The sequence below is a fragment of the Pseudomonas sp. IT-P4 genome, assembly GCF_949767755.1.
Lineage (GTDB): Bacteria > Pseudomonadota > Gammaproteobacteria > Pseudomonadales > Pseudomonadaceae > Aquipseudomonas > Aquipseudomonas monachiensis.
Genome location: NZ_CATKPX010000032.1, coordinates 47302 through 59599, shown reverse-complemented (window position 1 = coordinate 59599; position 12298 = coordinate 47302). Strand labels below are relative to the sequence as shown.

The window sequence follows — 12298 nt, the reverse complement described above, 5'->3', positions numbered from 1 at the left end:
AAGGTGTTATGGCATTTGCGGCAGTTCCTGTGGGCGCAGGTCGAACACCAGCACTTCAGCATCCACGCCGTTGCTCAAGGTCAGCATCTGTTCATCACGAACCCGCACACCGTCGCCTTCCTGCAACAGCACACCGTTGAGTTCGACGCTGCCCCGGGCCACGTGCACATACGCGTAGCGGTTGGCGGCGAGCTCCAGGGTGGCGCTTTCCTTGCCGTCGATCAGGCCGGCATACACCCGTGCATCCTGACGCACCTTGAGCGAACCCTTGGCACCGTCCGGCGAGATGATCAGTTGCAGGCGTCCGCGTTTCTTCTGGGTGCTGAAATGCTCTTGCTGATAACGCGGTTTGGCGCCGCTGACGTCGGGCACGATCCAGATCTGCAGAAAGTGCACCGCCCGGGTGCTCGAGTGGTTGAACTCACTGTGAGCCACGCCGCTGCCTGCGCTCATCAGTTGTACGTCGCCAGGGCGGATCACCGAACCGGTGCCCAGGGTGTCCTTGTGTTCCAGGGCACCTTCAAGCACATAGGAGAAAATCTCCATGTCGCGGTGCGGGTGCTGGCCGAAGCCTTTGCCGGCGGCCACACGGTCGTCGTTGATCACCAACAGGTCGGAAAAGCCCTGCTCTTTCGGGTTGCGATAGCTGGCGAAGGAAAAGGTATGGAACGACTTCAACCAGCCGTGATTGGCCAGGCCACGATCCGAGGCTTTGCGAAGAGTCAGCATGATGAAATCTCCTGTGGGGACGTGAATTCGTCCGAGTGAGGAGAAGGTTAATGGTTACTGGCTGGTGCAATAAGTAGATGAAAATTGAAATACTGTCTCGAACAGGTTGACAGTTTATGAGGGCGAATCAGCTATTCTTTTCCAACCTTTACGTCGTACTTAGCCATAATGCATGGCAAGAATCCTGTGGGAGCGGCGGTGCGACGATTCGACTTGCTCGCGAAGGCGTCGTGTCAGGCTAAATGATGGTGAATGACACACTGCCTTCGCGAGCAAGCCCGCTCCCACAAGGATTGGTGTGCCGACCCTATTGATCCCAGTGAATTCCAATCCATGAAAACCGTGGCAATGGTGCTGTTTCCCGACTTTCTCCTGCTCGACATGGCCGGACCCATGGAAGTGTTTTCCATCGCCAATCGATACCTGAAACCCGACGATCACTACGTGCTGTCGACCATCGGCACCGAGCCCGGCGCATTGCGGGCGTCCAATGGCGTGAGCGTGCACGCCGACCGGCACATCGACCAGGCCTGCGAGGGTTTTGATTTGCTGTTGGTGCCCGGTGGTCCCGGTGCCTACAACGAAAGGCATCCGCTATTGCTCGACTGGCTCCGGCACAACGTCAGCCGGTCCGCCGCTTTTGGCTCGATCTGCACCGGGGCGTTCGTGTTGGGGCATGCGGGTTTGCTCGACGGCTATCGCGTCACCACCCACTGGCACTACACCGAGCGGCTGATCAAGGGCTTTCCGAAAGCGACCGTCGAGACCGATCAGATCTTCGTCCAGGACCGCAACCTGATCACGTCCGGTGGCGTCACCGCGGGGATTGACCTGGCCTTGTCGGTGGTGGCCCAGGACCATGGAAAAAAAGTCGCCCAGGACGTGGCCAAGGTGTTGCTGGTGGTCATGAAACGCCAGGGTGGGCAGGCGCAGTTCAGCCCGTTGATGGCGGCGGTGGCCCCTCATGAAACGGCGATTACCCGAGTGCAGAACCATGTGCTCGAACATCTGGATGAGACCTACAGCATCGAACGCATGGCCGGTCTGGCCAACATGAGCCCGCGTCATTTCGCCAGGGTGTTCGCCCGGGAAGTGAACATGACGCCGATGGAGTTTCTGCAAAGCGCACGCATCGACTGCGCCAGGAACCTGTTGGAAACCAGCGAGTTGCCGCTCAAGACCGTGGCCTTCAAAAGCGGCTTCGGCAGCGTGCGCCACATGCGTTTTCTGTTCAGTGAAAAGCTTGGCCTGACCCCGACCCAATACCGCGAGCAGTTCAGCTAGCGCGCGTGTCCGTCATGCGCACCGCAATGGCCGTGACGCTCCCTCCGTGGCAGTTGTACCGTCACCGAGGCCTGCCAAGATACCGCTGAACTCATTGCAAGGACGGTGCGGAGCCTGGGCTGGAAACCAGGATTGCCGCGGGTGACAGCCCATGAACAGCCTCAGAGATTTGAACAGCGAAGCGGTGCTGCAATTCGGACCCTACGCTTTCCACCTCAGTCAGCGACTGGTGCTGGAGGGCGATCGACCGCTGCGCCTGGGCGGCCGCGCCCTTGACGTGTTGCAGGTGCTGGTCGAGCACGCAGGCTCGGTGGTCAGCAAGCAAGAGTTGATTGCGCAGGTCTGGCCGCGCTCCGTGGTCGAAGAAATCAACCTGCGGGTACACATTGCCGCCCTGCGCCGAGCCCTGGGCGACGGGCAGAACGGACAGTGCTACATCGTCAATATTCCCCAGCGCGGCTACAGTTTTGTCGCCTCGGTACAGCATTCGCCGCAGCCCGTAGCGTTCCCGAGCGAGACCTTGAAAAAGCCCTTGCACAACTTGCCGGCGCGGCTCACGCCGATCACCGGGCGCGATGCGGTAGTCGGCAGCCTCGTGCGGCAGTTGCCGGTGCGCCGATTCATGACCCTGGCCGGGCCTTGCGGGATCGGCAAGACCACCGTGGCGCTGCGCGTGGCCGAACTGTTGTTGGAGCACTATCGGCACGGCGTGTGGCTGGTCGACTTGGCGGCGATCGAAGACCCGGCGCACGTGACCGATCACCTCACACATACCCTTGGGCTGGAAGTCGGTACCACGCTGGAGGCGCTGGCGCAGCGGCATGCCTTGTTGGTCCTGGACAACTGCGAACACCTGCTCGAACGCTGCCGGACGTTGATCGAGACGCTGCTGGCTGCGCTGCCGCGACTGTCGATCCTCGCCACCAGCCGCGAGCCGCTCAAGGCAGCGGGCGAAACCGTCATGCGTCTGCCACCGCTGGCGGTGCCGCCGGCGTCCGCGCTGCGCAGTGTTGCCGAGGTCATGGGCTATTCGGCGGTGCAGTTGCTCGTCAGCCGTGCCCGAACTCGTCAGCAAGGGTTCACCCTGCGTGAGCAAGACCTCAAGACCGTACGGGAAATCTGCCGACGCCTCGATGGCCTGCCGCTGGCGATTGAGTTGGCGGCGGCGCAAATCGATGCGCTGGCGCTGGTGGGGTTGCAAGCGCAACTCGATAACTGTTTTCAGTTGCTGTCCCAGGGTCGCCGCACGGCCGTGCCCCGGCACCAGACGCTCAAGGCTGCGCTGGACTGGAGCTACGAACGGTTGACTGCCGTAGAGCAAACCGTGCTGCAGCGACTGGCGGTGTTCAAGATGGCTTTTACCCAGGATGCCGCGATAGGGGTGATCAGCTGCGACGCGTTGCCGGTCGCCGAACTGATCGAGGTGCTGGACAACCTCACACTCAAATCACTGCTGTCCCAGGAGCAGGGCGGTGGTGTGACCCGTTACCGATTCCTCAACACCACCCGCACCTACGCCCTGGAAAAACTCGAACACAGTGGTGAGTTGCGCGCCCTTGAAACGCGTTATGCCGGTTACGTCAGTCAAACGAGCCGGCCTTCAGGCGGGCAGGTGGCATTGCAACTCGTCGAGTAGCCGGCGAACGGACATCAAGTCGGGCGTGGCGAAACCTTCGGTGTAGCGCTGGTAGATCGGGGCCAGCAGGTCATACGCCCTTTGGCTGTGTCCCTGACGCTGCCACAGTTGCGCCAGCGAGGTGGCGCTACGCAGCTCCCAGGCCAGGGCACCCTGGGTCTTTGCCACGTTGAGTGCCTTGAGCAGCACGGTTTCTGCCGTCGCGGCTTTGACCGGGCAATCCGTTGCCAGCAACGTGCTGGCCCAGGCCCGCAGAATCTCCGCCGTGCTCCAGTCCGAAACACCGCTTTGCGCACGTTCGAGCAGATCATGGTCGACACAGGTTGAATCCAGCGTGACCATGATGTCCTTGATCAAACCGACGCTTTGTCGACCGATGGGCTGCACCTCGGTGCCGCCGATCACCCGCGCGTAGTGTTGCGCCCAGTCATGGAACAGCAGCACCGAGTGTTTCTGCGCCTGTTGCAGCAGCAGGCGCAGGAGTTCGCGGGCGCTGCGGGTGTCGCCGTTGTAGTGGGCGATCAGGCAGCCGGCGAGCGCCAGGGTGTAGCAGATCGACGTGCCGTGGTTGATCTGGAGCGCGATGTCCAGTGCCTGCCGGGCTGCGCGCCAGGCCTGTTCCGGTTGGCCTTGCAGCCAGAGGATGCGTGCGTGGATGGTCAGCGCCGCGACGCTCTGGTCGTATTGCACGCCGAAGCCATGGGTGAAACGGTTGAGATGACCGCTCTGGGCCATGCGTTGCAGCACCTGTCCGGCATGCTCGCCGGCTTGTTGCTGATCGCCGCAGAAGTGCAGGGCGAGCACCCGCAAACGATGCATGCTCAGGGACATCAGGGCGTCGTCATGCAGCCCCAGCCGATCGAATTGTCGGCTCTGTTCCAGGGCCATCTGGTATTGGCCGCAACTGAGATTGACCGTCAGGTGTCCGGAAATCGCCCGCAACTGACCGGCCACATCATTGAGTCGGCTGGCCAGGACTCTGGCACTGACAAACGCGCCAATGGTTTCGGCGCTGGCGCCTTGAGCGTGATAACAGGCACTGCCCAGGGCCAGCTTGAGAGCCATCTGCAAGCGCGGGCAAGGTTGGGCAGACTGTTCGAGCAGGGCCAGCGCCTTGCGCACATAACCGCCGTGTTCCTTGAGCAGTGACAGCTCCTGCCACAGGGGCGTGGACGCCGCGGCCAGGCGTATCGCCAGTGCCTGCGGCCCTTGCGCGTGCAAACCCCAATCGAGGGCCGCGCGGATGTCCTCCAGGGCCCGACCATAGCGTTCGAGCCACAGGCCGGTCGGGGTTTTCTCCCAGTCGTCCTGCGCCTGTTGCATCAGCGCCAGGCAACGTTCGGCATGCCGCTCCCGAGTGCCGGGCAGGTCGGTGGTTTGCCCGAGTTTTTCCAGGGCATAGCTGCGGGTGGTGTCGAGCTGGCGGTAGAAGACATCCTCGTCGCCCACCTCGACGTTCAACAGGGACTTGGCGACCAGTTGGGTGATCGAGCCGAACACTTCGCGGGGTTCGATGTGTTCGCCGACAATCACCGCCGCTGCCGACTCCAGGGTGAAGCTGCCGCGAAACACACTGAGTCGGCGCAGGCAGGTCTTTTCGCAGGCGCTGAGCAGCTCGAAGCTCCAGTCCAGTGTCGCGCGCAGAGTCTGATGGCGTGCCAGGGGCGTCTGGCAGGGCTGGGTCAACACCCGAAAGCTGCTTTGCAGTTGCGCCAGCAAGCCGGGCAATCCGAAGTTGCCCACCTGCGCCGCCGCCAGTTCGATGGCCAGTGGAATGCCATCCAGTCGGTGGCAGATCTCGATCAACAGCGGCAGCTCATCGTCCGTCAGTTCAAAGCTGTCATGGCTGGCCATGGCCCGCTCGACAAACAGTTGCAGGGCGGAAAAGGTCATGGCCTGGGCGCGGTCGAGGACGGCGATGGGCGGCGGGCAGTCGAGTGATTCCAGGCGCTGGACGAATTCCCCTTCGGCCCGCAGGCTCTCGCGGCTGGTGGCGAGAATATGCACGTGCGGCGCACTGCGCAGAATGTTTTCGCAGAGCTGGGCGATGGCGTCGACCAGGTGTTCGCAGTTGTCGATGACCAACAGCATTCGCCTGTCGCGCAGACAGTCGGCAAGACCGCCCAGGGGCTGGTCGTCGTGCAGGGCCAGTTCGAGCAATGTCGCCAGGTGGCCGTCGATCATCAGCGGGCAGTTAATCGGGGCCAGGTCCAGCAGGCGAATGCCGTCCGGGTAGCGACCGATCATTTGCTCGGCGACTCGCAAGGCCACGGTGGTCTTGCCGATGCCGCCGGGGCCGACGAGGGTGATGAAGCGCTGGCGTGGCAGTTGCACCACCAGATTGTCGACCAGCGTCCGCCGGCCGATCATGCGCGTGCGACGCACCGGCAGGTTATGCCGGCCCGGCGTGGGGGCGGTGGGCGCCGACAGTTGCTCGGCCTGGTCCAGTGAGTGCGGTGCGACGAAGCTGTACCCGCGCTGGGCCACGGTGACGATGTAGCGCTGGCCGGCCTGACCGTCGCCGAGCGCCTTGCGCAACGCGGCCATGTGGACCCGCAGGTTGATGTCTTCGACCACGCTGTTGGGCCAGACCCGAGCGATCAGTTGCTGCTTGCTGACCACGTTGCCGGCGTGCTCAAGCAGGATCAACAGGATGTCCATGGCGCGTCGGCCCAGGCGTAAAGGCTGGTCGGCCTCCATCACCAGGCGTTGGTCGGGGTAGACCCGGTAGGGACCGAAATGCACAGCCTGTTCGGGGGAAAGGGTCAACGAGTCGCTCCTGCTGCATCCGTCTAGTACGCGGTTTTCGAGCATATTCCTCAGGTTTGTTACAGAGCGCAATGCGCCGCCCGGGTGACTGAAGGGGCAGGCATTGACTCTAGCGTATCGGCCAGTGGCTGTCGGTCCCGAAAACATTGGGTGCGACAGATGGGCAGGACGTGCCGGGGCTTTTTGCGCGCCAAGGAAAATTAACAACGTTTAACTCGTCCTGCGTCCGCTCTGCGTCCAAAACTCTCCTTCTTCAACTTCCACTGAAGGCAGGGATGAAATGTCAGTCAGCCGCGAGCCGCTCCCACTAAGGACACAGCAATGAGCAACGTGGTGGTGGTCTATCACAGTGGCTACGGGCACACCCGGGTCATGGCCGAAGCCGTTGCCGCGGGCGTGGAGCGGCACCTGGGCAGCACCTGCCAGTTGATCCCGGTCGAGGAAGTGGACGGGCACTGGGCGCGGCTGCACAGCGCCGACGCCATCATCTTCGGCGCGCCGACCTACATGGGCAGCGCCTCGGCGGCCTTCAAGGCGTTCATGGAGGCCACGGCGGCGTTCTACCTGACCCAGCCCTGGCGCGACAAACTCGCGGCGGGCTTCACCAATTCCGGCAGCCTGTGCGGCGACAAGCTCAACACCTTGCTGCAAATGGCGGTGTTCGCCGCCCAGCACTCGATGATCTGGGTCGGCCTCGACCTGCTGCCGGCACGCTCCAGCACCGGCGCGTTCAACGGCCAACTCAATCGCCTGGGCAGCTCGCTGGGCGCCATGGCCCAGTCGAATGTCGAGCAATCCCCAGACGATGCGCCACCCCCCGAGGATCGCTGCACCGCCGCGCACCTGGGCGAGCGGGTGGCGCGCCTGGCCGATCGCATGAACCTGTTACCGGTTTGTTTCACCCCCAACCCTCGTTAAGGAGGCATCACCCATGAGCACCTTCACTACCCGCGACGGCGTCGAGATCTACTACAAGGACTGGGGCACCGGTCAGCCGATTATCTTTAGTCACGGCTGGCCGCTCAACGCCGACAGCTGGGAATCGCAGATGATCTTCCTGGCCTCCAAAGGCTTCCGGGTCATCGCCCACGACCGTCGTGGTCATGGGCGCTCCAGCCAGCCGTGGTCGGGCAATGACATGGACCATTACGCCGACGACCTGGCGCAGTTGATCGAACTGCTGGACCTGCAAAACGCCGTGCTGTTCGGCTTCTCCACCGGCGGTGGCGAGGTGGCGCGTTACATCGGTCGCCATGGCACCGGCCGCGTGGCCAAGGCCGGGCTGATTTCCGCGGTACCGCCGCAGATGCTCAAGACCGAAGCCAACCCCGACGGCCTGCCGCTGGAAGTGTTCGACGGCATTCGCCAGGCCTCGCTGGCCGACCGCTCGCAGCTGTACATCGACCTCGCCAGCGGCCCGTTCTTCGGTTTCAACAAACCCGACGCGAAACCGTCCCAGGGCATGATCGACTGGTTCTGGATGCAAGGCATGATGGCCGGCCACAAGAACGCCTATGACTGCATCAAGGCGTTCTCGGAAACCGACTTCACCGAAGATTTGAAGAAGTTCGACGTGCCGACCCTGGTGGTGCATGGCGACGCGGATCAGGTTGTGCCGTACGAAGCGGCGGGCGTCTCCTCCGCCAGGCTGGTGAAGGGCTCGACCCTGAAGATTTACCCGGGCGCCCCTCACGGTTTGACGGACACCCACAAGGACCAGCTCAATGCTGACCTGTTGGCGTTCTTGAAAGGTTAAAAAGCACAGATCAAGAGATCGCAGGCTTCGCCAGCGCCTACACGCCAGCGTGTATACCCGTAGGAGCTGCCGAAGGCTGCGATCTTTTGCTTTTAAGGCCATGCACCACCTGACAGCGCCAGGCAAACGGATTGATGCCTTCGCTGCGGGTGAAGATGTGGCAGAAGTGCGCCTGATCGCAGAAACCGCATTCGAGACTGATCTGCGTGAGGCTCAGGCCGGTGTATTGGATCAATTGCTTGGCCAGGGAAATGCGCTGCTGACGAATCCAGTCCTGTGGCGAGAGGCCTGTGCTGCACTTGAACGCGCGCGAGAAGTGACTGCGCGACAGGGCGCAAGCCTGTGCCAGTTCAGTGACTTCCAGGCTGTCGCCCAGACGCTCGAGGATCAGTTGTTTAACCAGTTTTTCGCGTTGTGGGCTGAGGCCGCCGGTGTGGGGCTTGCGCGGTTCGCTGGCAGGTGCGCGGGCGGTGGTGTGCTGTGGGTAAGCCATGGCCATTGTCCGGTCGGGGAGGAAAAGCGCTGGCGCCCGGTTCGAGCGATCAGCACCGTTACTCTGGAAAAAAACAGTTCTGCGCTGAGGGCTTCATTGTTGGAGGCGGCCGATGCGGCTGACGAGTTAAACGTTGTTAATTCCATGCCCGAGGGTGTGAACACAGCACATCGTTGCAAGTGCGGGCAGCGGCGATTGGCACAAGATGCGCACAATGGAGCGGGCTATAACGGACCGCCGCTTGGCCTGGAAAGGTAATCAGATGAAACGGACATTGCAGGGAACGCTCGGCGCCATCGGCCTGGCGCTGATATCTGCCGGCGCACAGGCCCAGGCGCCCGCGCAGGTGGGCACGCAAGTACCCGGATACTTCCGCCTGGCGCTGGGGGATTACGAAGTGACGGCGCTGTTCGACGGCTACAACGATCTGTCGCCCAAGCTGTTGCAGGGCATGAGCCAGGACCGGATCCGCGCACTGCTGGCCCGTCGTTCGATTGAAACCCCGGGGGTACAGACCGCCTTCAACGCCTTTCTGGTCAACACCGGTAAACAGCTGATCCTGATCGACACTGGGGCAGGGCAGTGCATCGGCCCTACCGCCGGCCAGTTGCCGGCCAACCTGCAAGCGGCCGGCTACAAACCGGAGCAAGTGGACGCCATCCTGATCACCCACCTGCACCTTGATCATGTCTGCGGCCTGGTGGACGGCCAACAGCAACCGCTGTTCGCCAACGCCACGGTGTATGCCGCCAAGGCCGAGGCCGACTACTGGCTCGATCCGCAGGCATTGGCCAAGGCACCGGAAGCGGCCAAGGGCTACTTCAAAATCGCCCAGGATTCCACCGCGCCTTACGTGGCCGCCGGCCGTTTCAAGACCTTCACCCCCGGCCAGTCACCGCTACCGGGCGTGGTCGAGGCGCAACTGGAAGCCGGGCACACGCCGGGCAGCACCACGTACCGTTTCACGTCTCAAGGGCAAAGCATTCTGTTCATGGGCGACCTGGTGCACAACCTCGCCGTGCAGTTCCTGCATCCTGAGGTATCGATCGGTTTCGACGTCGACAGCCAGCATGCGATCAAAAGCCGCAACCAGGTGTTCAGTGCCGCTGCCGCCAGCAAGACCTGGGTGACGGCGGCGCACCTGCCATTTCCCGGTATCGGTCATATCACCGCCGAAGGCAAGCATTTCCAGTGGGTGCCGGTGGAGTACGGGCCGTACAAACGAGCGGCAAACGTACCGTTGATCGAGTAAAGTCGACAGCTCTCGCGCCTGGCCGAACATACAAGGAACCCGAGCCTATGAACCGTAACGATCTGCGTCGCGTCGACATGAACCTGCTGGTGATTTTCGAGGCCCTGATGTTCGAAAAGAACCTGACCCGCGTCGCGGAAAAACTGTTCATGGGGCAGCCGGCGGTGAGCGCCGCGCTGGGGCGTTTGCGCGACCTGTTCGACGACCCGTTGCTGCTGCGCAACGGTCGTGGCATGGAGCCGACGGCGCGGGCGCTGGCGATTCTCAAGGAGTTGCAACCGGCGATGGACACCATTTCCGGTGCGGTCAGCCGGGCCAAGGAGTTCGATCCGGCGACCAGTTGCGATGTGTTTCGCATTGGGCTGTCGGACGATGCCGAGTTCGGTTTGTTTCCGCCGTTGCTGCGTCAGTTGCAGGAGGAAGCGCCGGGCATCGTCGTGGTCGTGCGGCGGGCCAATTACCTGTTGATGCCGACGCTGCTGGCGTCGGGGGAAATCTCGGTGGGCGTGAGTTACACCACGGATCTGCCGGCCAATGCCAAGCGCAAGAAGCTGCGCGATATTCCCTGCAAGGTGCTGCGCGGTGACACCCGTCCCGGGACGCTGACCCTGGATGAGTACTGCGAGCGGCCCCATGCGATGGTGTCGTTCTCGGGGGATTTGAGCGGCAATATCGACCTGGATCTGGCGAAGGTCGGGCGCAGTCGTCGTGTGGTGCTGGGGGTGCCGCAGTTCAGTGGGTTGCGGGCATTGCTTGCCGGGACCGAGATGATTGCCACTGTGCCGGATTATGCGGCGTGTGCTTTGGTCGAGGGGTGTGGGTTGCGGGCTGAGGATCCGCCGTTCGAGATTGAGGCGGCGCAGTTGTCGATGGCCTGGAGCGGGGTGCATGACAATGATCCGGCGGAGCGGTGGTTGCGGTCGCGGATTGGTCAGTTCATGTCTTTGGCTTTGGATATTCCCTAGTTGTTGACCTTGGCGGCCTCTGGGCCGACCAGGTTCTTGGGTGATTGAGTACATATCCGTTTCTGCGGTCACGGCCACTTATGGTTCCGCTCTTACAGCGGGTCACTTTGGCAAACGCCGGAGTGCCGGCCCAGCCCAAAGTAACCAAAGGTCTCGCCCCTTACGTACGGCCCCTCGCTAAGGCTCGGGGTTCCTTCGCTCCGGCATTCATCCGGGGGCATTGCCCTCCGGTCGGCTTCGCTTCGACCTACATGCAATGTGTTCGACTGCGTCGAACGGCGCTGCGCGCCCATCCCCGGTTAAACACCTGCGCTCAGCCTTCCGAGGGGGCGGGTGGATCAAGATCAAGAGCTGCAGGCGAGCTAACGCTCGGCCTGATGAGTGGTGAGAAGCGTGGGTGTACGCCGCTCTGCCTTTGCTTTTCTGTGGGAGCGAGCCTGCTCGCGATAGCGGTGGATCAGTCAACACCAATGCCGGATGTAATGCCGCCATCGCGAGCAAGCTCGCACACAGGGAATATGCAGTGTTCTGACAGCCCTGTTTAAAAGCCGTCAGCCTCTATTCCTGAAAGCCACACCGCCTTGCGTCGTTGCCTACAACTACGCCAGAATCCGCCGGCTTGTGAGTCTTGTACCCGGTCTTTATCGTTTACCTGTCGCTGCAAATTCAGCGGCCGGGTTTAGCGACCCGACCAGGTATAAGCGCAACAAGGCTCCAGTCTCTATTGCACATATTCGTGTGTTTGCAATTTTCGACATGGTGGCTGTGCGCGGGAGGCCTTCGGGTCTGCCGGGTCTTATACCTCCCGGTTCGCTAACCTGCGTACAGCTGCCACCCTTACTTGTTTAGCGACGGGTTTTGGTGGTTTCACCAGGTATAAAGGAGCTCCGCCATGTTCAAACCAACCCCGAATCCCCCGCAATCCGACGACGTTTCCCCCTACGATTCGCTCGACTCCAGAAAACTCCACGAAGCCGCCGACCGCGCACTGGATCACTACCTCAACCCCGCAAAAGATCCGGCTCCATCGCATAAACCCAGCACGATGTTTGTCATCGCCCCCGACATCAACACCGAAACGCTATTGGCCCACGCCTGCGAATCCCTGGCCTCGGCCAGCATCATGGCCAGCGACCTTGCGGGATTTCTGCAAAGCCCTCATCGCAATTCACTGCTGGGAATTGCGCAGATCATCATGTTGGGTGAGCTGGCGGTGAACCGGGCGCTGGATAATATCGACCCGCAAGACTAACCACTGATCCCTGTGGCGAGGGGGCTTGCCCCCGTTCGGCTGCGCAGCAGTCGTAGAACCGGTTAACACGGTTTGCCTGAAGCATCACGGTTGCTGGATTTAGGGCCGCTTCGCAGCCCAGCGGGGGCAAGCCCCCTCGCCACAGGGACTGCGCTTTGCAGG

At 62.1% G+C, this 12298-nt stretch carries 10 protein-coding genes; 7 read left to right on the top strand and 3 right to left on the bottom strand.

Going from position 1 to position 12298, the window contains the following annotated elements; all coding sequences use genetic code 11:
* Nucleotides 1-6: 6 nt before the first annotated feature.
* Complete coding sequence (locus ACM6IT_RS13120; protein WP_409079459.1) at nt 7-729, bottom strand: pirin family protein; 723 nt, start codon at nt 727-729, stop codon at nt 7-9.
* A 333-nt stretch (nt 730-1062) separates the two neighbouring features.
* Here ACM6IT_RS13120 and ACM6IT_RS13115 point away from each other — a divergent pair, with 333 nt between their 5' ends.
* Together ACM6IT_RS13115 and ACM6IT_RS13110 are read left to right on the top strand one after the other, a co-directional pair.
* The gene (locus ACM6IT_RS13115; RefSeq protein WP_414918146.1) at nt 1063-2013 is read left to right on the top strand and encodes a GlxA family transcriptional regulator; all 951 of its coding nucleotides are present in this window, start codon (nt 1063-1065) and stop codon (nt 2011-2013) included.
* 151 nt (nt 2014-2164) lie between these two features.
* Complete coding sequence (locus ACM6IT_RS13110) at nt 2165-3649, top strand: ATP-binding protein (RefSeq protein WP_414918145.1); 1485 nt, start codon at nt 2165-2167, stop codon at nt 3647-3649.
* Here the strand turns inward: ACM6IT_RS13110 and ACM6IT_RS13105 are convergent.
* Entirely contained in the window at nt 3614-6418 is a 2805-nt protein-coding gene (locus ACM6IT_RS13105) for an ATP-binding protein (RefSeq protein WP_414918144.1), read from the bottom strand. The two genes, ACM6IT_RS13110 and ACM6IT_RS13105, sit on opposite strands and share 36 nt — an antisense overlap.
* A gap of 321 nt (nt 6419-6739) precedes the next feature.
* Here ACM6IT_RS13105 and ACM6IT_RS13100 point away from each other — a divergent pair, with 321 nt between their 5' ends.
* Both ACM6IT_RS13100 and ACM6IT_RS13095 read left to right on the top strand, forming a co-directional pair.
* The gene (locus ACM6IT_RS13100; RefSeq protein ID WP_414918143.1) at nt 6740-7336 is read left to right on the top strand and encodes a flavodoxin family protein; all 597 of its coding nucleotides are present in this window, start codon (nt 6740-6742) and stop codon (nt 7334-7336) included.
* Nucleotides 7337-7349: 13 nt separating this feature from the next.
* Complete coding sequence (locus tag ACM6IT_RS13095) at nt 7350-8174, top strand: alpha/beta fold hydrolase (RefSeq protein WP_414913672.1); 825 nt, start codon at nt 7350-7352, stop codon at nt 8172-8174.
* A 37-nt stretch (nt 8175-8211) separates the two neighbouring features.
* On the opposite strand, the gene ACM6IT_RS13090 is transcribed toward ACM6IT_RS13095, so the two are convergent.
* Nucleotides 8212-8667: a helix-turn-helix domain-containing protein gene (locus tag ACM6IT_RS13090; protein WP_414918142.1), complete on the bottom strand. Its 456-nt coding sequence runs from the start codon at nt 8665-8667 to the stop codon at nt 8212-8214.
* Nucleotides 8668-8929: 262 nt separating this feature from the next.
* Here ACM6IT_RS13090 and ACM6IT_RS13085 point away from each other — a divergent pair, with 262 nt between their 5' ends.
* The 3 genes from ACM6IT_RS13085 (at nt 8930) to ACM6IT_RS13075 (ending at nt 12136) form a co-directional block, all read left to right on the top strand.
* On the top strand, nt 8930-9919 hold the full coding sequence (locus ACM6IT_RS13085) for an MBL fold metallo-hydrolase (RefSeq protein ID WP_056723464.1): 990 nt from the start codon (nt 8930-8932) through the stop codon (nt 9917-9919).
* A gap of 47 nt (nt 9920-9966) precedes the next feature.
* Complete coding sequence (locus ACM6IT_RS13080) at nt 9967-10884, top strand: LysR family transcriptional regulator (RefSeq protein ID WP_056723466.1); 918 nt, start codon at nt 9967-9969, stop codon at nt 10882-10884.
* An 892-nt stretch (nt 10885-11776) separates the two neighbouring features.
* A complete protein-coding gene (locus tag ACM6IT_RS13075) occupies nt 11777-12136 on the top strand; it encodes a DUF6124 family protein (RefSeq protein WP_414913669.1) in 360 nt (119 codons plus the stop codon).
* Nucleotides 12137-12298: the final 162 nt, after the last annotated feature.

What these genes read in the sequence shown, in the direction of transcription:
- ACM6IT_RS13120 (WP_409079459.1), bottom strand. Translation starts at nt 729, where the DNA reads ATGCTGACTCTTCGCAAAGCCTCGGATCGTGGCCTGGCCAATCACGGC.
- ACM6IT_RS13115 (WP_414918146.1), top strand. Translation starts at nt 1,063, where the DNA reads ATGAAAACCGTGGCAATGGTGCTGTTTCCCGACTTTCTCCTGCTCGAC.
- ACM6IT_RS13110 (WP_414918145.1), top strand. Translation starts at nt 2,165, where the DNA reads ATGAACAGCCTCAGAGATTTGAACAGCGAAGCGGTGCTGCAATTCGGA.
- ACM6IT_RS13100 (WP_414918143.1), top strand. Translation starts at nt 6,740, where the DNA reads ATGAGCAACGTGGTGGTGGTCTATCACAGTGGCTACGGGCACACCCGG.
- ACM6IT_RS13095 (WP_414913672.1), top strand. Translation starts at nt 7,350, where the DNA reads ATGAGCACCTTCACTACCCGCGACGGCGTCGAGATCTACTACAAGGAC.
- ACM6IT_RS13090 (WP_414918142.1), bottom strand. Translation starts at nt 8,667, where the DNA reads ATGGCTTACCCACAGCACACCACCGCCCGCGCACCTGCCAGCGAACCG.
- ACM6IT_RS13085 (WP_056723464.1), top strand. Translation starts at nt 8,930, where the DNA reads ATGAAACGGACATTGCAGGGAACGCTCGGCGCCATCGGCCTGGCGCTG.
- ACM6IT_RS13080 (WP_056723466.1), top strand. Translation starts at nt 9,967, where the DNA reads ATGAACCGTAACGATCTGCGTCGCGTCGACATGAACCTGCTGGTGATT.
- ACM6IT_RS13075 (WP_414913669.1), top strand. Translation starts at nt 11,777, where the DNA reads ATGTTCAAACCAACCCCGAATCCCCCGCAATCCGACGACGTTTCCCCC.